The sequence below is a fragment of the Methylomonas sp. EFPC3 genome (assembly GCF_029643245.1).
In the GTDB taxonomy this organism is placed as follows: Bacteria; Pseudomonadota; Gammaproteobacteria; order Methylococcales; family Methylomonadaceae; genus Methylomonas; species Methylomonas koyamae_B.
The window spans coordinates 3745593-3764632 of the sequence record NZ_CP116398.1; the positions used below are offsets into that span (position 1 = coordinate 3745593).

Below are 19040 nucleotides of genomic sequence, written 5' to 3' on the forward strand. Positions count from 1 at the left end.
AGGTGAGCGGGCTAAGCTAAACAGAGCTACTGCTTGATCGCGTGAGGAGGTACAACAAACAGGTTAAGCGCGGAACGAGCCGTTAAAGTCCAGATTGCTGGAAATAGTGGCGGCTCCGAACAGCATGGTGGAGATAATGAACTCACCCGACATGAAGCCAAACACGCCGGAGGTAAAAAACAGACCAGTGAGTATGTCTCGGTAAAGATTGTTAGATTTGCTCATGTTTTCTCCCTGACTGATGACAGTCAATTCAATGAAGACGGTTCTACTATATGAGCTAGTCCTTTTATTTACAATACCGGCTATTGTGTACATCTTGTTTCTGATTGGGAAACAATTCTGCAATAAAGCTGTCACATTGGGCTGCTATAAGCCGGCTTTATGCCAGAAAGGCGTTGAGAGAAGCCAGATGGTGCTTGGGCAGTTTTACCGTCAGGCGCACGTTGTCGCTGAAATCCTGCGCCAGAATGCAGCCGTCCAATTTTTTTAACTGGTATTCCAGCGGCTGCAATTGGTTGTAGTCCAAGGTCAGGCTGACTTCGGCAAATTCGACGTAATCGATAATGTCCGCCGCTTCGATCACCGCTTTGGCGACATTGCCGTAAGCCCGGGTCAAGCCGCCGGCACCGAGTTTGACGCCGCCGAAATAACGCACGACGGCGACCAGCAGATTGATCAGTTGCTTCCCTTCCAAATGTTGAAATATCGGTTTGCCGGCGGTGCCGCTGGGTTCGCCGGCATCGTGAAAGCGGCAGACCAGACCGTCGGCCGACTGAATCCGGTAGGCGTAAACGATATGGCTGGCATCCGGATACCGTCGGTGCAGGTCGTTTAAAAACCCCAGCGCCTCGGCTTCGGAACGGCAGGGGCTGATGATGCCGATGAAACGGGATTTCTTGATGATTTCTTCGACCTGGCAGGCCGCGACGACGATTTTCACGTTACAACAGTCCGTTGATAGCCGGATGCTGACTCAACAAATATTCGCGGAAGGCTTCGATTTGGGCTTCGTCGTGGCGGCCGTCGCGCGGTATATCGACGGTAATATCGCTGACGATACGCATCGGCGGCGGCGACAAGAAGATCAGGCGGTCGGCCAGCGCGATTGCCTCGCGCAAATCGTGGCTGACGAACAAGACCGTATGCGGCCGTTGTTGCCACAGCGCATACAGCAGCGTCCGCACCTGCCGGGCACTGGGCGCGTCCAGCGACACGAAGGGCTCGTCCATCAGCAGGATATCGGGATTCACGGCAAAGGCGCGGATAATTGCCACCCGGCGCTGCATGCCCAGCGACAAGCGCTCGGGATAACTGTGTTGCACCGCATCAAGCTGCATGCCGGCCAGTAGTTCGTCGATCAGTGCGGCCGGCGGCGGGCCGGCGAAGACTAATTCGATGTTCTGGCGAACGGTCCGCCACGGCAGCAGCCGCGGACTCTGGAATACGTAACCGATTTTAGCGACGGCGGCTTGGCCGCCAATCCGAATTTGGCCTTGGTAGTGACTGTCCAGGCCGGCCACCATGTTCAGCAGTGTGGTCTTGCCGCAGCCCGACGGGCCCAGCAAACAGACGAATTCGTTGGGGTCGACCTCGAACTGCAAGTCGGCGATCGTCCTGTGCTGACTTCCGCCATGGCCGTCGCGGTAGGTTTTGTCTTGAATGCTGATACTGATTGCGTTCATCGCCGCCACCTTAACGCCGCCCGGTCCATGGGGCGCAACACCAGCCATTCGATGGCCTGGATCACCGCGACGAAAGCAAAGGTATAAGCCAATAGGCTGGCAACGTCGAACAATTGGAAAAACAAATGCAATTGGTAACCCATGCCGTCGCTACGGCCCAGCAATTCCACCAGCAAAATGATCTTCCAAATCAGGGCCAGTCCGGAGCGGGTGGCGGCCATCACGAACGGGTGCAGTTGCGGCCAAATCACGTGCAGTAGCGTTTTTTTGCGGTCGAAACGATAACTCTGCGCCATTTCCAGCAAATCCTTGTCCAGCGCCCGCGCGCCCTCGCGGATCGTGACCACCACGTTGGGCAATTTGTTGACCACGACCGCCAGAATTGCCGCCGATTCGTCCAGGCCGAACCAGATGTAACACAGGATGATCGTGACCAGGGCCGGGATGTTCAGAAAAATCACCAGCCAATTGTCGAAGAACGCGTCCAGGCTTTTGTTTTTGCCTAACAACAGGCCGATCGCGCAACCGAGCAGCATCGCAATCGAAAAACTGACGGCCAACCGATACAGCGTGGCACCCAGGTGGTGCGGTAGTTCGCCGGAAGCGGTTGCGCGCCAGAACACTCCGGCCACCTTTGCCGGCAGCGGCAGACTGGGATCGTTGAGCGACATCGCCGCCGCTTGCCAGATGCCTAACAACAGTAATAGCGATAACAGCGTAACGACGCCGTTACGCTGTCCGGTGATACCGAAGACCATCAATCGCCAGACCAGAACGTGCCGGGCTGTATCCGGTCGGAAGCGCCGGTCAGTTTGCTATCGACCTGATGCAGCATCCGGTAAATCTTTTCGGCGGCGGTTTGTTGGGCTGGCGCCCATTGCTCGATACGGCCTTTGCAGTAACCGGCGCGGAGTTTTTCTTGCTCGGTGGGGTTGCCGGCTTCGGTCAGCGGCAGGATTTTCGTCCATTCCGCATCGTTGCTGCACAAGCTGTCGCGGGCTTGTCTGCTCAATTCGAAGAATTGCTTCAGTGCGGCTTTATGCTGATCGGCCCACTCCTGTTTGAAAACATAGCCGATGCTGGGCACGGTCTCCACGATGCCTAATTGGCGGACGATGTCTTCGCCGCTGAGCAAGGTGCGGTAACCCCTGGCTTCCAGGCGAACGGCGAATTGCCAGTAGGTCAATAGCGCATCGACGCGCTTATCCAGCAATTGCTGGCTGAGCAAGGGCGGTGCGCCGTAGATTTTTTCGACGCCGGCATTCAGGTCCAATTGCTGCTGCCGGCCCAAGGTTTGCAGCAACAGCCAGTTTTTATCCAGCTCGCCGCCGGCGATCCCCAGTTTTTTGCCTTTCAGATCGGCCAGCGTTTTGATCGGGCTATCGTTTGCGACCAGCAACGCACCGGAGGTATCGGAAAACGGGTAAAAACTCAACTTGATGCCTTCGCCGCGCATGCTCGAGGTCCAGATCCAGTCGGAGACGATCAGATCGACCGCGCCGGCTTGCAGCGCAACTTTACCGGCCTGCTGGTTGGCGACGGCGACGTTTTCCACGGCGAAGCCGGCCTGATCCAACAAGCCCTGGTTACGCATCGCCGCCAATTCCCAGCTCAATGTGCCGGAGGCCATGGCGCCGACTCTGATCGCGGTTTTCTCGGCGGCGTCGCCGATGGCAGCGAACAGTGCCGCCGCAGTAAACAGGCCGATTTTCAAGTTCATCTTTATTATCCCTGGCTGAATGTCGAGCTGGCGATTTTAACGCAGCCGCGGCGATTGTAAGAACGTTTCTCCCGGCCGTTTCCAAACCCGCGGTCAACTGTGGAACTGAGCGGCCGGAACCGGCCGGCCAATGTGGTAGCCCTGGTAGGACAAACAGCCTTTTTCCCGCAAAAACAGGATTTGTTCCTCGGTTTCCACGCCTTCCGCAATTACGTGCAGGCGCAGGCTTTTCGCCATGTTGATAATCGTCTCGACGATAACGGCGTCGTTTTGGTCTTCAGGTAGGTCTCTGACAAAGCTTTGGTCGATTTTGAGCTGGCTGATCGGTAAGGTTTTCAGGTAGGACAGGGACGAGTAACCGATGCCGAAATCGTCGATCGAGGTTTTGACGCCCAAACGCTGTAAATCGCGCATTTTTCTGACGGTATCGTCGATGTTGCTGATCACGGAACCTTCAGTCAATTCGATCACCAGACGATCGGCAGACAGGCCGGCGTCGGCCAGAATGCGTTCGATTTGTTCGACGAAGTCCGGCTGGCGGAATTGGCGCGAGCTGACGTTGACGGCAACGTGGCCGATTGGCCGGTTCTCGCGGTCCCAGGCACGGATCTGGCGGCAGGTCTCGCGGATCACCCATTCCCCGAGCGGCAAAATCAGGCGGGTGTCTTCGGCGATCGGGATGAACTCGGCCGGAGAAATCATGCCGCGCTGCGGGTGCTGCCAGCGAATCAAAGCCTCGGCGCTCACCACGCGGCCGCTTTCGTCGACCTGAGGTTGGTAATGCAACACGAATTGGCATTGCTTTAATGCCTCGCGAATTTCCTTTTCCAGCGTCAGCCTGCGGTCGGCGGTTTCCTGCATCGACGGCCGGTAGAAGCTGATGCCGTTGCGGCCGCCTTCCTTGGCACGGTACATCGCCGTGTCGGCTTGCTGGATCACCGCTTCCGGCTGTTCGGCGGCCTCCGGGAACAGTGTGACGCCGATGCTGGTGGAAAAATGGTGTTCGCTGCCTTGTACAGTGAATGGCTGGTTGATGGTGTGCAGAATCTTCTCGGCCAGCATCACCGCGTGGTGCGTGGCTCGGGCCAATTCGTTGTAACGACCCGGTATCATGACGATGAATTCGTCGCCGCCGAGGCGGCAGGCGGTATCCTCCTCCCGGATGATGGCGCGCAAACGCTGAGCCACCTGGGTCAGCAGCTCGTCGCCGACCTGGTGGCCGCGGGAATCGTTTAGGGTTTTGAAATGGTCTAGATCCAGGAAAAACAGCGCACCGTAGCAATGTTGGCGCTTGGCGGCGGCAATTTCCTGTTTCAAGCGGTCCAACAGCAGGCGCCGGTTCGGCAAGCCGGTCAGCGGATCGTAAAACGCCAGCTCGTGGATCTCGCGCTCGGCGGCCTTTTGGTCGCTGATGTCGGAAAAAATCGCGACATAGTTCAGTTGCTTGCCGCTCTCGTCGCGGACGCCGGTCACAGTCAGCCGCTCCGGGAACACGTCGCCGTTTTTGCGCCGGTTCCAGATCTCGCCGCGCCATTGGTTGTCGCGCAGCAAAGCGCGGAACAGCCCGTGTAGCAAGCCCGGCGTTTGGCGGACTTTGGTCAACAGATCCGGCCGCCGGCCGATCACGTCTTCCGGGCTATAGCCGGTAATGCGGCTAAAGGCTTCGTTGACGCGCAGAACCGTACCTTTGGCGTCGGTCACCATGATGGCTTCGTGCGACTGAAACGTCGCGGCGGCAATCCGCAATTCGTTTTCTTGCCGCTTGCGGCGTTCGATTTCGCTGTTCAGGGCTTGGTTGCTGCGCAGCAAGTCGCGGGTGCGCAGCGCCACCAAGTCTTCGATGCGGGCAGTACGGCCGGTCATCAGCATCAGGCCGAAACTGGTCAGGCCGCACAATAGAAAACTGCCCGCCAATAACCGCCATGCCGTCCAGGAATGTTGGTCGCTGTAGAACTTGGCCGACGGCCGGTAACGAATATTCCAGATACGGTCCGCTATTTTTAATTCCAATTGCCGCTGCAATTGCATCAGGCTGACAGCAGACTCCGCTGCGGTTTCGCCAAACAGCATCCGGTCGCCGTCATATATGCTCAACGACAACTCGTAGGCTTCGAGGCGGGTGACGATTTCACCGACTTCGCCGCCCAGGCGGAAGACGTTGGCCACCAGGCCAAGCAAATGTGCTTCGCTCTGCGCAACCGACCCCAGCGGTTTGCCTTTGACGTAGACCGGGGAAAATACGGCAAAGCCGAATTCACCATCACTAAACGTCAACGGGCCGGAGGCACTGGTTTTGCCGGAGGCGATGGCTTGTTCCATGGCGTCGCGCAGTTCGGGTTGAGTCAGTGCATCGAGGCCCAGGTTTTGTTCATTACCGAACCAGTAAGTTATCGGCAGATAAAAGTCGCGCTCCGCCGCCGCGGTATTGGCGCCTTGAGCATTGCGTTCCAGAATTGGCATCCCTTCCCGGTTTTCGAATTCGCGGCGCTGGGCGCGTCCGACTTTCGGTAACCATTCCAGAACTTCCAGTTCCGGATGGCGGCTGAATATGGTGTGGGCGAATAAGCGAAATTCGTTGCGGTCGACGCTGTCGGAGCTGTCGAACAAGGCCTTCAACAACTGGTTGTTCAATACGTCGTTGTCGAAATGCTGCTGAATGCTCTGGTGCAGCAAATTGGTCTGGCTCTCGAATAATTCGCGGATACGGCGGTTCTCCAGATTGCTGCTGTAGGCTACGGCGACCACAACCAGTAACAGGGTTGCCGTCAGCGGATATACCACGAACTGTTGGCGTTGGCGCCAAGTGTGGCGCGGGGCGCCGATGAAAGCCAGCAGGATGGGCGTGAAGATCACCGTGCCGATCGAGTCGCCTACCCACCAAGTACTCCAGTTAAGGCCGATCCCGGAGAATTCGATGCATCCGAGCAAGTAAAGCAAGCTGGTGCCCAGCGTCGGTGTCAGCAGGCAACTGACGATGGCCAAGACATAGAAGTGGAGGATGTGGCGGTCTTCCAGCAACGGGTTGTGCGGCCCGATCCAGCGGTTGATTAAAAATGCGCCGAGCCAGGCTTGGCCGCAGGCGGCAACGGCGACAGCGGAACCCACCCAATAGGCTAACGCCGGCGACTGGCCGTCGGTAAGCCCGTAGAACGCATAGGTTTGGGCGGCGATAGCGCCGATTGCCAGACCCGGCAGGATTTTTCGACCGGAATGCAACATGCCGGCCAGGGCGATACCGGCCGGCGGCCAAATCGCACTGGCTTCGCTGGGCGGAATAGCCAGCAAATGCCCCAGAAAGCCGCCGATGAAATACGCCAACGCGAAAAAACTGTTGCTCAGTAGCGGTTTAAGAAAAACAGGCATGACGGTTAAGCGGGCTCCATGGTCGGTCGAGCGTGCTGATCCGGAATAGTTTACCCTGACTGGGCCGGGTCGCGTGGGTTGGCGCTAAAGTTATAGGCTTTGCCGAAGCCGGCAACATAGTGGTAGCGAGTCGGCGTCAAGGCCAGCAAGCGGAAATCGGGCAAGGTGCGCAGCAGACCGACGACGTTGCCGAAACGGGCTTCTAGGCTATCAAGTAATTCGACGTAATGCGGATGGTCCGGCTCGATTTCGGCGACCGTGCAGTTTACGCTGGCTCTGGGTCTGGCAAACGGATTGCCGGCCGCCTCGCCTAAAAACAGTAACGAACCTTGCCGGCGCAGCAACATGTTGCCGGTATGCCGGGCCAGGCCGCTGACATAAACGTAAAACACGCCGTCATGCTGTAACACCGGCGCATAGCTGGCCTCGGCATCCCCGTCGGCCGCGCAACTGGCGATCGTCGCGGCGTCGCTCGCGGCGATCAGGTGCAGACAATCGGCTTCCGGAGCGGCGGCTTGCATCGCTTTACGGCCGGGCCAATTCCGCGTGGCGGAAGCAATCGACGGTGTGGTCGTTGACCATCCCCACCGCCTGCATATAGGCGTAGCAGATGGTGCGGCCGACGAACTTGAAACCGCGTTTTTGCAGATCCTTGCTCATGCGTTCGGATTCAAGCGAATAGGCGGGTATTTCGGCATGGGTTTGCCAGCGGTTCTGCAGCGTGCGGCCGTCGACAAAGCCCCAAATGTAACTGTCGAAGCTGCCGAACTGCTGTTGTACCGCCAGAAATGCTCTGGCGTTGGCGACGGCGGACTGGATTTTCAAGCGGTTTCTGACGATGCCGGGGTTTGCTAATAACTGTTCGAGTTTGGCCGGACCGTACTCGGCGACGGCCCGCGGGTCGAAACCATCGAAAGCGCTACGGTAGGCCGGGCGTTTGTCCAGGATCGTGCGCCAACTCAGGCCGGCCTGGGCGCCTTCCAGCACCAGAAATTCGAACAGGCCGCGGTCGTCGTGGAGCGGTTCGCCCCACTCGCTGTCGTGGTAGCGCTCCTCGTTGGCGCTGGCCAGCGCCCAGACGCATTTGGCCGTCATCAGTCTTTGTTCATCATTTTTTTCAGATCGGCGAACGGGTTGAAAGTCGCCGTTGGCGATTTGCCGTCCGTGCTGCTTTTGCCGCCGTAGCGCACCTGTTCTTCGTAGCGCTGGTGCTCGTTATCGTGGCAGTACAAACACAGCAGCTCCCAATTGCTGCCGTCGGGCGGATTGTGGTCGTGGTCGTGGTTGATATGGTGTACTGTCAGTTCGCGTAGATTCTTATGGTCGAACTCTCTGGCGCAGCGTCCGCAGATCCACGGATACAGTTTCAAGGCCTGTTCCCGGTAGCCTTTTTCCCGCTCTTCTTTGTAGCGCCGGGCTTCGGCAACGATATGGTAGGCTTTGTTATCCGACATGGTGTCCTCCGTTTCTCAACCGCCGGTCGCGTTCATGTGCCGCAAAATCACCGGCTGTTCGTGAATATTGAATTCGTGCTTCTCGGGTTTGATCTGCATCGCCGCGACGATGGCTTGTTTCAGCGCGGCCATATCGCCCGGCTGCTCCCTGACCACGCGTTTCAAGTCCACCGAGTGCTCGTTACCCAGACACAGCAGCAAGCGGCCTTCCGCTGTCAGCCTGACCCGGTTGCAGCTGCCGCAGAAATTGGCGCTGTGCGGCGAGATAAAACCGACCCGACTGGCGCTGCCGTCGACGCGGTAGTAAGCCGACGGACCGCCGGTGTTGTCGGCGATCGCTTGTAAGTTGAAACGACTGCTCAAGTCGCGGCGGATTTCGTCGCTGGGATAAAAACTCTCGCCGCGGTGGTGGCGGTCTACCACGCCGAGCGGCATTTCTTCGATGAAACTGATGTCCAGGCCGTTATCCAATGCAAACTGCACCAGATCGACGACCTCGTCGTGGTTGCGGTGTTTCATGATCACCGCATTCAGTTTGATGCGCTCGAAACCGGCGGCGCGGGCGGCGGCGAGCCCGTCCAACACCCGTTGTAAATTGCCGGTGCGGGTCAGTTCCCGGAATTTGTCCGGATGCAGGGTATCCAGGCTGATATTCAGGCGTTTGACGCCGGCGGCGCGCAACTCGCCGGCCATTTCGACCAACTGCGAGCCGTTGCTGGTCAGTACCAGTTCGTTCAAGCCGGGCATACTGCCGATTTCGCGCAGCAGACCGAGCGCGCCCTTGCGTACCAGGGGTTCGCCGCCGGTGACCCGAATTTTTGTCACGCCGAGTTCGACAAAGGCCTGACAGATCGTGCGAATTTCCTCCAGGCTGAGAATTTGGCTGCGCGGCAGGAATTCCATGTCTTCGGCCATGCAGTAAACGCAACGGAAATCGCAGCGGTCGGTGATCGAGACCCGCAGATAATTGACCACTCGGCCGAAGCGGTCTATCAGTTGCAACGGTTTATTCGGCGCCATTACAGAACAATGAAAACGAAAGGAAACAAATAGTAACACGCTGCCGCCCAGTGTAAGAACGGCTCAAGCTCAGATTGCGCGTTTCCTGAGCAGTTCCGGATTCGGTGGTTAGCGGCCGGCGTCGGCCAAACGTTGCAACAACCCGAGTACCGCGGCTTCGATTTGCGGCAGGGCTTGATCCGGATGACTATCGCCGATGTCGTCGACTTGCCAATACTCGACACGCTCGACCCACTCCGGAAATCGTTGCAGCAACATCGGCTGATGCTCGCTGCGTTTCAAGGCCACGATCAGGCGGGCGCGCTGCAAATCGGGTTCGCCGACCGCAAGCGGCGGTCTTACCGGTTCGGCCGGGATTCGGCGCAAAGCCAGGCCGCGCAGGGTATGCGGCGAAATCGGCCCGGCATCGCGTTCCAGCAATTCGATCGCCAAACCGCGCGAATCGGCGCGCCAGGGCAAGCGGTAAGCCGGCGCGTGGTGGTTAAAAAGGTACTCGGCGAAACGGCTGCGGTAGTAATTGCCGGTGCAAAGAAACAGGACGTTGTGGGGCGAAATCGACATAAATCAGCATTTGTGAGTGTTTCAGTTCTTGAATGTCGTTAAAGGTAAATTTAGATTTGTCAATTTAAGAATTGTTGCAGCATTTCGATCCGCTTTTGCGTCCAGTATGTTTTCCAACTGTCGGCGGTCACATCGGGATATTTGATACTGCCAAACTTCACCCAAGCATCACGGTATTTCAGCCATTCTCGCTGAGTTTCCTTAATACTGTTTTGATAAACGGTACCCCAGGAGAAGTTTTTACGAGCAAGAATCTTTTTATAAACAGTATTTAACTTTGCATCAGCTTTCGCGCATTGTTGGGTGTTAAAACTCGGGGTGCGGCCCGCATCGAAGGACTGTAGTGCGGCGAGAAAATCGTCCTTTAGCGAAGCCTCCTCCTCGACCATCATTGCACCGTAAGCCGTTCCACTACCGTCAACCTCCTTATCCCGGCGAGCGTTGAAAAAGCCATTTGCCGATTGGGTGAGCAGGCTGAAGGCCTTGTTTTCGCTTTCTGTCCACGACTTAGTTAGTTTAGTCAGTTGAGCGGCTCGTTCTTGCTGACGAATAATCTCCCGATGAATTGAACAAAAATTCATCATCATGCCACTGGTGACGTGATCACAAATGTCCAAATCTTTCACGTCCGCGTTCAGTTGTTTCATTTGCAGGAGGTGTCGGAGTCGGCCTTGGAGTTCAGCAGTGGCGCCACCGATTTCACAAGCCAGTTTAATGGCTAGATCGTAGTTTCGATTCACACCATTACCGTTGGCGTAAATCATCATCAGTATTGCCGGACCTTCGAATGGGCCGTCCGGGCCCCGGCTAATTTCCGCATAAGCGCAAGCCCGGGCATGTTTCCAATCTGCGACTTGATTTATTCCGTAATAGAGATCCTCGGAATTACAGCCGGAGAGGGCCTGAATGGTGCTTATATCCGGTTTGTCCTGAACCGGAAATTCGATGGCTTTCACCTGTTCGCAAACTTGCTCGGGAGAAATGTTCGGTTGGGCGAAGACAATATCGGGGGTGTGTGTCACTAGCAGGAATAACGCTAGCCTTATCAGTTTCATTTTTCGGATTTAGGAGCGGAGAGGTTCCCCTAGATATTAAATCCAGGAGGAATGTTTTGTAAAAATTTGCCAACCCGTTCTTCTACCCAATAGCTGGACCGGAACCCCGAGCCGCCGACGAAGCCGACATGGCCGCCGCCGTTGCTGATTTCCAAATGCACTGCGGCCGACAGTTCCGCCGGACTCGGTAACACGCGTTCCGTCATGAACGGATCGTCCTTGGCTTGCAACAACAAGGTCGGCACCCGGATCAGCGGCAAAAACTGGCGCGAGCTGCTGCGGCGGTAATAGTCGGCGGCGTCGGCGAAACCGTGCAGCCGCGCTACCACCCGATCATCGTATTGCCAGAAGGAGCGAATCGGCCGCAAATCGCCGAGTTGGCGGATTCGTTCGGCCTGGTCGTCGCGGCCGATAGCCAGCAGATGGCGTTGCTTGATCTGCATGTATTGCTTCAATTCCCGCAACAGGTAGTCGCGGTAGATTCTGGAAAAACCCCGGTCCAGTTTGTCGGCGCATTCGCTCAGCACCAGCGGTACCGATACTGCGGCGGCGGCGAATAGGTCGGCATCGGTGCCTTGCTCGCCCAGCCACTTCAGCAATACGTTGCCGCCCAGAGAAAAGCCGATCGCCGCCAGCGGCCGGCGCGGAAAACGCCGGCGCAGTTCCCGGTGCAAAAAGCCGATGTCCTCGGTTTCGCCGGAGTGGTAGCAGCGGGCCAAGCGGTTCATTTCGCCGCTGCAGCCGCGAAAATTCAGGGCCACGCTGGCAAAGCCCTGGCTTGGCAAGCTGTGTTGTAGACCGGCGATATAACCCGAGCGGCTGCTGCCGGCCAGGCCGTGCAGCAAAATCACCAGCGGTTTGGTCTCGTCTTCGCACCAGTCGATATCCAGAAAATCGCCGTCCGGCGTTTCCAGCCGTTCGCGGCGAATCGCGGCCGGTGGCGCGGTCCGCCGCAGCAAGGCCGGATAAATGGTTTGCAGATGGGGGCCGTTCAGCCACCAGGCCGGGCGGAAAGCGTTGTGCATGGTTGGCGCCTGCTTTATAGTTGAGCCGAGTATGAATACCAGCCGCAGAATATACCGCCGCTCGCGGCAAATGCCAGCCGGTGCGGTTTCGGCAGCTAAATCCGATCCCCCTATTTCCTTCGCTGAATTTCCGATGGTTCGATGTCCCGGCCTGTACCGATAAAAAAAGCTCAGGCAAAGCCGCGGCCACCGGCTCGCGCCGGCCGCGGCAAACCGCCGCGTAAAGCCAAACGCAAACCGCCGTTTCGGGCGGAATGGAACGGTTGGCTGCTCGGTCTGGAAATTGCGGCACTGGCGGTCGCCGCGGTGTTGGCGACCATGTTCCTACTGGGTTTTTCGGCCAACTGGCTATCCGGCTCCGGTTTTTTTTCCAATCTATTACCCTTCGCCGGCGGCGTCGTGCTGCTGGTGTTGGCTGCGGCATTATTGTTGATTGTCTGGTGGCAGGCGCGGCGCTGGTTCAGCGAGCGTTTGCGCTATTTGCCGGCCGCGACGGCAGTCGCGTTGGCGCTTAGCTGGGTTTGGTTCGTGCTGCACGACGGTTACACGCCGGTATTCACCCATTTCCGGACTCTGGTCGGCGGCAAGCAGGAAGCCGAACGGGTGACGCTGGCGCACCAAGTCTATGCCGCGTATCGCCGGCACGACACCGGCGGCCTGCAAAAAATGCTGGCGCGGGCGGCGGCGTTCGATCCGGCGATTACCGATGCGGCAAAGGCGTTCGATGTCGATGCCGATTTGCTGCACGGTATCGCCGCGACCGAATCGTCGTTCATGCCGCGCGACAGCCGCGACGGCGGCAAGGGCTTGTTTCAAATTACCGCGGTACCCAAATCCATCACCCGCGAAGCCGCCCGCGAACTCGGCGTGGCCGAGCCCTCGGTCGCCGACCCTCGCCACAACGCCTATCTCGCCGCGGCGACTTTCAAGCACTACCTGGCAGAAATGAACGATGATCTGTTCCTGGGCTTGCTGGCTTATAACATCGGCCCGCGCAACGGCGGGTTGCGTTTCATCATGCAGCAATACGGCGCCAGCGATTTCGCGACGATGCAGCCTTATCTGCAAACCCTGCCGCGGGATTACCCGATCCGGGTGTTGTCCTATGCCTTGGCGTTCAAGTTGTGGCGGCACGACGGCAAGTTATTGGCCTACGAGGAGGGCGATAACGCCGTGCATATCCAACAGGTGGGGATTCCGGGGCTTTGAACGGCGGGTTGGCGGACAGTCCGGCGGAGATTTCGGACCAATGCCGTTCAGTTTGGAAAAACTTTCATCCCGGCAGTGAATGCCGGCTGCCACATCCCTGTGGACTGGATACCGGCAATCCCTGCCGGTATGACGGCTTAACTTACTGGCATTCGGTTTACCTGTTCATCGCAATCACGTTGTTGATCAGGCTGATGCCGGGAAAGTCGGCCATGATGATGCCCATCCGTTTGGTCAGGCGGATGTTCAGATTCAAGCGTTTGTACATCTCGTTCAAAGTGGCGTAATTCAAGCGCAGATCGGCGATGAATTTACTGCTGAGCTGGTTGGTTCCCAGGAAGGCGATCGAACATAGGCTGCCCAAGCAACTGACCCTTGGGAAATCCGGATAGGTATTCGGGTTGGTCAGCGTGGTCAGGCCGGTCATCAATTGCGGCGCGCCGGTCTCGTGGGAACTGTGGCCGCTGGCGACGAAATACGGGAAGGCGCCGGTCGCACCGCTCAGGTAATTCAGATAGATTTTATTGCTGTCGCCGGTCGATGCCGACATGATTTGGCTTTTGACCTGCTGCCATTTGCCGTACAAGTCCCAGTTGGTTTTCAGTTCGTAGTTGTCCTGCACCGTGCCCTGGTTTTCCAGCGACGAATACGAGATGCCCTGTAGCACGCCGGCGAAGTTTTGCAGCATCACCACTTTGCCGCGGACTGAACCCAGTGTTGGATTACTAGTGCCGTTCGGTGTCCAGAACAGGCCGGGATATTTACTGGCGATGGCGTTGAAGGTGTCCTCAAAGCTGCGGGTATTGTTCTTGCCGGTATTTTCCTCCTTGACCCGCATCACCACGGTTTCGCCCGGATTCGCCGCCAGAAAGGCGTCGACGGTATCTAACACGTCGCTGAAGGTCGCGTTTTGCAACACGATGCCGTGGGCGATTTGGAAATTGTTGGCGATATGCCAGCAACGGATGTCCAGCACCCGGATGCCGGCATTCAATTGGGTTTCCAGGTCCATGGACTGGGTTTGGGGAATGTCGCCGCCGTACAAAGCCATCGAATCGTGAGTTCCTGGTAGCGACAATTGGCTCAATCTCAGCGTATCCGGCAGCGCAGTCAGCCATTTGGGATTGACGGCGCCGTTGTAACTGTCATGGGAATAGGCGGCGTGGTCGATGGCGGTGGCGGCACCGGCGTCGAAGGCGATCGCGGCGGCGAATGAGCAGGCGGTCAAAATGGATTTGATGTTCATAATAGCGTCCTCTTTTTGGCGGAAATTTGTTGGGTTAATGCCGATTGCTTCGGTCGCTAACTACATCGCAAAGCCCGTGCCGGATTGGGCGCGATTTTTTATATATTTGATAAAAAAGGATTATTTTGAATTTTGCCGACTGCTGGCGTTGAGATGATCGCCGATTTCGATACGATATTTCGTAAGCAGTACAATATGCCGTAACTCGCTAGCCGCTAGCGGCTGCCGGAAAAATCGTGCGGTCGGCAGCGGTCTGCCTGCTTTCGCCGCGCCGAATTTGTGTTAATTTTGCCGGCTCGTTTCGTTACCACAGGAGCCTGCCGCATGAGCCACGACACCGAAATAGCTGCGGTAAAGCAGTATTTACTCGATTTGCAAGACCGGATTTGCGCCGCGCTGGAGGCGGAAGAGGCGGATGCGCACTTCACCGAAGACGCCTGGCAGCGGGCCGAGGGCGGTGGCGGCCGCAGCCGGGTGTTAGCCGGCGGCCAGGTATTCGAACAGGGCGGCGTCAATTTCTCCCACGTGTTCGGCGACAGCCTGCCGCCGTCGGCGACCGCGAAACGGCCGGAGCTGGCCAACCGGCAGTTCGAAGCAATGGGCGTATCGCTGGTGATCCACCCGCGCAACCCGTACGTGCCGACCTCGCATGCCAACGTCCGCTTTTTCATCGCCAAAAAAGACGGCGAGCCGTCGATCTGGTGGTTTGGCGGCGGCTTTGACCTGACGCCGTTTTACCCGTTTCGCGAAGATGTCGAGCATTGGCACCGCACCGCCCGCGCCGCCTGCCAACCGTTCGGCGATGAGGTTTACCCCAAATATAAAAAGTGGTGCGACGAATATTTCTATTTGAAACACCGCAACGAAACCCGCGGCGTCGGCGGCCTGTTCTTCGACGATTTGAACGAACCGGATTTCGCCCAGGCCTTCGCCTTTATGCAAAGCGTCGGCGATCATTACATCCCGGCCTATTTGCCTATCGTGCAAAAACGGCGGAATACCCCTTACGGCGAGCGGGAGCGCGATTTTCAGTTATATCGCCGCGGTCGCTACGTGGAATTCAATCTGGTATACGACCGCGGCACCTTGTTCGGATTGCAGACCGGCGGCCGTACCGAATCGATTTTGATGTCGATGCCGCCGCTGGCCCGCTGGCAATATAATTGGCAGCCCGCGCCGGGCAGTGCCGAAGCCGAGTTATACGAAAAGTATCTAAAACCGCAGAATTGGTTGGGAAATTAACGCCGAATCGAGCGATAGCCGTCAAATTGATCTCGGCCGATAAACTGGTATTCTTGGTTGCGGCACTATTCGAATTCGTCTTTAACCACGCTTGAAAACGGAAAAATCTGGTATGCAAACATTAACTAAAACAATAACAAAGACTGCGACGATGATTGTTTTCGGCGCATTACTGCCGCTTGGTCACGCTGCCTGGGCGGAGTCGGACATGAAATTGCAGGAAAAAGCGCTGAAGGCGCGGGAAATGCAGAACATGGACCACTCCAAGCATGCCGAGATGGAGGAAGCCGATCCGACCGGCGGCTTTCGCGGCGTGTTTTACGGCTACCTGCCTTGCGAAAAGGAAGGTTGCGACGGTTTTAAAATGACCTTGTCCTTAAAGCAAAAGAATAATTACTTGCTGGTTACTCAATATGCGCAGGCGTCCTCCCGCGAGTATTACGACAAGGGTAAATACACTTGGGACGATAGCAGCCGGATTCTGACTTTGGTATCCAATAAATCCGCGGAAAAACGCCTGTTTGCGATCAAGGACCAAGGCACCTTGGTGCATTTGAATAAAGACGGCCAGCCGTTGGCGGGCGACCAGGACGATTACACCCTGAGCCGTAGCGACAAGGCCAAATCCCGCGAAGTGCACATCCACTAGCGGCTGGCGGTTGTTGTTAACATCGCTCGCATCCGGGCCGCGTCCGGCGGCCCGATAAATCGGCGAGAGCATCTATAATTCCAGGCTGGTAAATTTTATTTTGGCGCCCTCTGTCAGTCTTAACCGGGGGCGAATCCGAATTTGGCAGCACCAAGGATTGTATGCTCGACCTGATCAACGAATTATCCCGGCAACAGCACGCGCTGGCTCGGCGGCGCTTTGGCGTCGGAGTCGCAGCGCTGGGCTTAAGCTGGTCTCTGACTGGCGTGGCAGCATTGCCGGACTCGGCTCCGGTATCCAGCGAATTTTATTCCCTGCAACTCTACGGGCTTGGTTTCGAAGCCGGCGGCCAGCGGGCCGGGGTGCATATTTACGACCACACCTTCGACGCCGCCGCTTTCGGTTTTCTCAGCATCGTCAACGTCAATACCTCGCAAACCATTTTTTCCCGGACCTACGGCGATTACGGTAACTTTACGACTGCAGGCACTTTTTCCGAGAATTTCCTATTGCCGTACGCTACGCCGTTGAATATCAGCATCAATGGCCGCGAATTCAGCAATATGTCGATCCTGATCGGCGGCCAGGTCGTCGCTTCCGGCGGCAGTTTTAACGGCCAGTTTCCCAGCTATTCCACATCGTTGACGATAACGGAACCGGACCCGCAGGCCAACAACGACAGCTACGCCACGACCAAGGATCTGCCGGTGGCCATCAATCCGCTGGCGAACGACCTCAATGCGGCGCAACTCGTTAGCATCGGCAGTCCGGCCCACGGCAGCATCGGCAACGGCCGGAACGGCATGGTCTATACCCCGGCGCCGGGCTTCGTCGGTACCGACAGTTTCAGTTATACCGTCAGCAATACCAATAACGTCCAGGCCAGCGCGACCGTGACCGTGACCGTGGCCGACGGCGTTTTGAGCGACGCCGGCCCCGATCCGGAAGACAAAACCCTGATCGAAGTGGTCGAGAATATCGTTTCCAGCGGCGGCGCGTCGCCGGCCCTGCTGGAGCGGGCCGAGGGCATCGCCTTGCTGCTGAATCAACCGGGCGGCCTGGAGAAAGTCACTGAGGCCCTGCAAAATCTGGCGCCCGAGGAAACCGTATCCCAGGCCCTGAGCGGCAGCCGCCTGTCGCGGATTCAAGTCAATAACATCAACCAACGCCTGATCGAGCTGCGCGGCGGCGCGACCGGCATCAGCCTGAAGGGGCTGTCGTTGAACGTGGACGGGCAAAGTTTGCCGGGTTCGACCTTGGCCGGTTTGGCGCCGTATCGGGCCAAAGGCGGCGCGGCCGGCGACGGCGAGTTGTTCGAGCGCCTGGGTCTGTTTGCCAACGGCCAGTTCGAAACCGGCGATCGCAGCGAGACCCGGCTCGACCCCGGCTACCGTTCCAGAACCTACGGCGTCAGTATCGGCGCCGACTATTGGCTGACCCGCAAGCTCTTGCTCGGCGTTTCCGCCGGCTACGGTTACACCGATTCCAAACTCAGCGCCAACGCCAGCCAATTGGATATCGACGCCTACACCGTGTCCGGTTTCGGTTCGTACTCGATTAGCGACAACATGTTCGTCGATTTCATCGCCAACGGCACTTTTAATGCCTACAAAAACGTCCGCAATATCGCTTACGTCGACGCTTTCGGCCCGGTCAACGAACAAGCCAAGGCCGACGTCGACGGCGCGCAGCAGCGTTACAGTTCGACGCTGGGCTACGACTATCCCTGGGGCGCCTGGACCTTCGGTTTGCGCGGGCGCGGCGAATACAGCAAGCTGGTGATCGGCGCCTACCGCGAACACGGCGCCGCCGGGTTGAATCTGGCCATTGCCGAGCAAGAGATCGTGTCGGCGACCAGCGGCTTGGGCTTTATCGTCAACTACGCCGCCAGCACGCCGTTCGGCGTATTCACGCCGCAAGTCAATCTGGAATGGGAGCACGAATATCAAAAGGATGCGCGGCGGATTCTGGCCAGTTTCGTCGACGACCGTTCCGGTAATACCTTTTCGGTACGGACCGGTGGGCCGGACCGCGACTATCTGAATCTACGCAGTTCGGTGTCGGCCACGTTACCTAACGGCGGCTCGGCATTTATCCAATACGAAACCGTGCTCAGCTTACAGCACGAAAGCCGGCATACCTTTAATGCCGGCGTACGGTTTTCTTTTTGAGCAGGCGTTTTTTTGCAGGCTGCAGGTGTTAGGCCGCGCCGGTACCGCAGCATTTCTTGGCTTTTTTACCGGAACCGCACGGGCACGGCTCGTTGCGCCCCACTTTAGCGGAGACGCGTTGCGCATCGCGTAATTCGGCATGGCCGCCGACGTATAGCCAGCGCCCGTTTTCGCGGCGAAATTCGGATCGCTCGGCGTGCAGCATCTCCCTATTGTGCTGGCGGAAGCGGGCGACGAATTCCACCTCCGCAGAGTCGCCGCGTTCGGCCCGGTCGACGATCTGCAAACCGGTCCATTCGCATTCGTCGGCCATCCGTTCGATATCGGCGCGGCCGAATTTGGCGCTAATTTCCGGGCTTTGGGTCTGGGCGATGTAATCCAGTTGCCGCGTCGCAAAGGCGCTGTAGCGCGAGCGCATCAGTGCCTCGGCCGTCGCGGCCGGCGCGCCGGCGATGATCGGGCCGCAGCAGGCCTGAAAATCCAGGCCGGAACAGCAGGGGCATAAATTCACTGGGGTTCTCCGTTGGTTAAACCTTTCCGCTTCAGGCGGCTTTGGCGGTGAGTAGTTCCAATGCCAAATCTCGTTTGGGGCATGGAACAATTTGAAAGCTTCGGTCACACGACAGGCGCGAAGACACTC

The 19040-nt window shown here is 57.7% G+C and carries 19 protein-coding genes; 4 read left to right on the forward strand and 15 right to left on the reverse strand.

What is annotated here, in order from left to right; translation table 11 throughout:
* Positions 1-63: 63 nt before the first annotated feature.
* The 13 genes from PL263_RS16905 to PL263_RS16965 form a co-directional block, all read right to left on the reverse strand.
* Positions 64-225, reverse strand: a complete 162-nt coding sequence (locus PL263_RS16905; protein ID WP_186289501.1) for a hypothetical protein — start codon at positions 223-225, stop codon at positions 64-66.
* Between the two features lie 157 nt (positions 226-382).
* Positions 383-943, reverse strand: a complete 561-nt coding sequence (locus PL263_RS16910; protein WP_278210467.1) for a YigZ family protein — start codon at positions 941-943, stop codon at positions 383-385.
* 1 nt (position 944) lies between these two features.
* Complete coding sequence (locus PL263_RS16915; protein ID WP_278210468.1) at positions 945-1685, reverse strand: ATP-binding cassette domain-containing protein; 741 nt, start codon at positions 1683-1685, stop codon at positions 945-947.
* Positions 1682-2443: an ABC transporter permease gene (locus tag PL263_RS16920; protein WP_278210469.1), complete on the reverse strand. Its 762-nt coding sequence runs from the start codon at positions 2441-2443 to the stop codon at positions 1682-1684. Before PL263_RS16920 ends, PL263_RS16915 begins: the two co-directional genes overlap by 4 nt.
* The gene (locus PL263_RS16925; protein WP_278210470.1) at positions 2443-3405 is read right to left on the reverse strand and encodes an ABC transporter substrate-binding protein; all 963 of its coding nucleotides are present in this window, start codon (positions 3403-3405) and stop codon (positions 2443-2445) included. Before PL263_RS16925 ends, PL263_RS16920 begins: the two co-directional genes overlap by 1 nt.
* A gap of 93 nt (positions 3406-3498) precedes the next feature.
* Complete coding sequence (locus PL263_RS16930) at positions 3499-6768, reverse strand: EAL domain-containing protein (RefSeq protein WP_278210471.1); 3270 nt, start codon at positions 6766-6768, stop codon at positions 3499-3501.
* 50 nt (positions 6769-6818) lie between these two features.
* Positions 6819-7289 carry a pyridoxamine 5'-phosphate oxidase family protein gene (locus PL263_RS16935; protein WP_278210472.1) on the reverse strand — a complete coding sequence of 157 codons (471 nt, stop codon included), beginning with the start codon at positions 7287-7289 and terminating at the stop codon, positions 6819-6821.
* 4 nt (positions 7290-7293) lie between these two features.
* The gene (locus PL263_RS16940; RefSeq protein ID WP_278210473.1) at positions 7294-7863 is read right to left on the reverse strand and encodes a DNA-3-methyladenine glycosylase I; all 570 of its coding nucleotides are present in this window, start codon (positions 7861-7863) and stop codon (positions 7294-7296) included.
* On the reverse strand, positions 7863-8222 hold the full coding sequence (locus tag PL263_RS16945; protein ID WP_140911434.1) for a YajD family HNH nuclease: 360 nt from the start codon (positions 8220-8222) through the stop codon (positions 7863-7865). The genes PL263_RS16940 and PL263_RS16945 overlap by 1 nt, the downstream gene beginning before the upstream one ends.
* A 15-nt stretch (positions 8223-8237) precedes the next feature.
* Positions 8238-9242, reverse strand: coding sequence for a GTP 3',8-cyclase MoaA (gene moaA, locus PL263_RS16950; protein WP_278210474.1), 1005 nt, complete (start codon positions 9240-9242; stop codon positions 8238-8240).
* Between the two features lie 108 nt (positions 9243-9350).
* A complete protein-coding gene (locus PL263_RS16955; RefSeq protein WP_278210475.1) occupies positions 9351-9803 on the reverse strand; it encodes a low molecular weight phosphatase family protein in 453 nt (150 codons plus the stop codon).
* A 59-nt stretch (positions 9804-9862) separates the two neighbouring features.
* Complete coding sequence (locus PL263_RS16960) at positions 9863-10858, reverse strand: lysozyme inhibitor LprI family protein (RefSeq protein ID WP_278210476.1); 996 nt, start codon at positions 10856-10858, stop codon at positions 9863-9865.
* A 29-nt stretch (positions 10859-10887) separates the two neighbouring features.
* Positions 10888-11883 (reverse strand): hydrolase, encoded by a 996-nt coding sequence (locus PL263_RS16965; protein WP_278210477.1) that lies wholly within the window; start codon positions 11881-11883, stop codon positions 10888-10890.
* A gap of 141 nt (positions 11884-12024) precedes the next feature.
* On the opposite strand from PL263_RS16965, the gene PL263_RS16970 reads away from it, so the two are divergent.
* Positions 12025-13092: a transglycosylase SLT domain-containing protein gene (locus PL263_RS16970; protein ID WP_278210478.1), complete on the forward strand. Its 1068-nt coding sequence runs from the start codon at positions 12025-12027 to the stop codon at positions 13090-13092.
* 157 nt (positions 13093-13249) lie between these two features.
* On the opposite strand, the gene PL263_RS16975 is transcribed toward PL263_RS16970, so the two are convergent.
* Positions 13250-14338, reverse strand: coding sequence for a phosphatidylinositol-specific phospholipase C (locus tag PL263_RS16975; RefSeq protein ID WP_278210479.1), 1089 nt, complete (start codon positions 14336-14338; stop codon positions 13250-13252).
* Between the two features lie 324 nt (positions 14339-14662).
* On the opposite strand from PL263_RS16975, the gene hemF reads away from it, so the two are divergent.
* The 3 genes from hemF (at position 14663) to PL263_RS16990 (ending at position 18400) form a co-directional block, all read left to right on the forward strand.
* Positions 14663-15580: an oxygen-dependent coproporphyrinogen oxidase gene (gene hemF / locus PL263_RS16980; protein WP_278210480.1), complete on the forward strand. Its 918-nt coding sequence runs from the start codon at positions 14663-14665 to the stop codon at positions 15578-15580.
* Positions 15581-15788: 208 nt separating this feature from the next.
* The gene (locus tag PL263_RS16985) at positions 15789-16229 is read left to right on the forward strand and encodes a copper resistance protein NlpE (protein WP_278210481.1); all 441 of its coding nucleotides are present in this window, start codon (positions 15789-15791) and stop codon (positions 16227-16229) included.
* Positions 16230-16390: 161 nt separating this feature from the next.
* Positions 16391-18400: an autotransporter domain-containing protein gene (locus PL263_RS16990; RefSeq protein WP_278210482.1), complete on the forward strand. Its 2010-nt coding sequence runs from the start codon at positions 16391-16393 to the stop codon at positions 18398-18400.
* A gap of 28 nt (positions 18401-18428) precedes the next feature.
* On the opposite strand, the gene PL263_RS16995 is transcribed toward PL263_RS16990, so the two are convergent.
* Positions 18429-18911, reverse strand: coding sequence for a YchJ family metal-binding protein (locus tag PL263_RS16995; protein WP_278210483.1), 483 nt, complete (start codon positions 18909-18911; stop codon positions 18429-18431).
* Positions 18912-19040: the final 129 nt, after the last annotated feature.

What these genes read in the sequence shown, in the direction of transcription:
- moaA (WP_278210474.1), bottom strand. Translation starts at nt 9,242, where the DNA reads ATGGCGCCGAATAAACCGTTGCAACTGATAGACCGCTTCGGCCGAGTG.
- PL263_RS16985 (WP_278210481.1), top strand. Translation starts at nt 15,789, where the DNA reads ATGAAATTGCAGGAAAAAGCGCTGAAGGCGCGGGAAATGCAGAACATG.
- PL263_RS16945 (WP_140911434.1), bottom strand. Translation starts at nt 8,222, where the DNA reads ATGTCGGATAACAAAGCCTACCATATCGTTGCCGAAGCCCGGCGCTAC.
- PL263_RS16970 (WP_278210478.1), top strand. Translation starts at nt 12,025, where the DNA reads ATGTCCCGGCCTGTACCGATAAAAAAAGCTCAGGCAAAGCCGCGGCCA.
- PL263_RS16940 (WP_278210473.1), bottom strand. Translation starts at nt 7,863, where the DNA reads ATGACGGCCAAATGCGTCTGGGCGCTGGCCAGCGCCAACGAGGAGCGC.
- PL263_RS16965 (WP_278210477.1), bottom strand. Translation starts at nt 11,883, where the DNA reads ATGCACAACGCTTTCCGCCCGGCCTGGTGGCTGAACGGCCCCCATCTG.
- PL263_RS16930 (WP_278210471.1), bottom strand. Translation starts at nt 6,768, where the DNA reads ATGCCTGTTTTTCTTAAACCGCTACTGAGCAACAGTTTTTTCGCGTTG.
- hemF (WP_278210480.1), top strand. Translation starts at nt 14,663, where the DNA reads ATGAGCCACGACACCGAAATAGCTGCGGTAAAGCAGTATTTACTCGAT.
- PL263_RS16960 (WP_278210476.1), bottom strand. Translation starts at nt 10,858, where the DNA reads ATGAAACTGATAAGGCTAGCGTTATTCCTGCTAGTGACACACACCCCC.
- PL263_RS16935 (WP_278210472.1), bottom strand. Translation starts at nt 7,289, where the DNA reads ATGCAAGCCGCCGCTCCGGAAGCCGATTGTCTGCACCTGATCGCCGCG.
- PL263_RS16955 (WP_278210475.1), bottom strand. Translation starts at nt 9,803, where the DNA reads ATGTCGATTTCGCCCCACAACGTCCTGTTTCTTTGCACCGGCAATTAC.
- PL263_RS16925 (WP_278210470.1), bottom strand. Translation starts at nt 3,405, where the DNA reads ATGAACTTGAAAATCGGCCTGTTTACTGCGGCGGCACTGTTCGCTGCC.
- PL263_RS16990 (WP_278210482.1), top strand. Translation starts at nt 16,391, where the DNA reads ATGCTCGACCTGATCAACGAATTATCCCGGCAACAGCACGCGCTGGCT.
- PL263_RS16920 (WP_278210469.1), bottom strand. Translation starts at nt 2,443, where the DNA reads ATGGTCTTCGGTATCACCGGACAGCGTAACGGCGTCGTTACGCTGTTA.
- PL263_RS16975 (WP_278210479.1), bottom strand. Translation starts at nt 14,338, where the DNA reads ATGAACATCAAATCCATTTTGACCGCCTGCTCATTCGCCGCCGCGATC.
- PL263_RS16915 (WP_278210468.1), bottom strand. Translation starts at nt 1,685, where the DNA reads ATGAACGCAATCAGTATCAGCATTCAAGACAAAACCTACCGCGACGGC.
- PL263_RS16905 (WP_186289501.1), bottom strand. Translation starts at nt 225, where the DNA reads ATGAGCAAATCTAACAATCTTTACCGAGACATACTCACTGGTCTGTTT.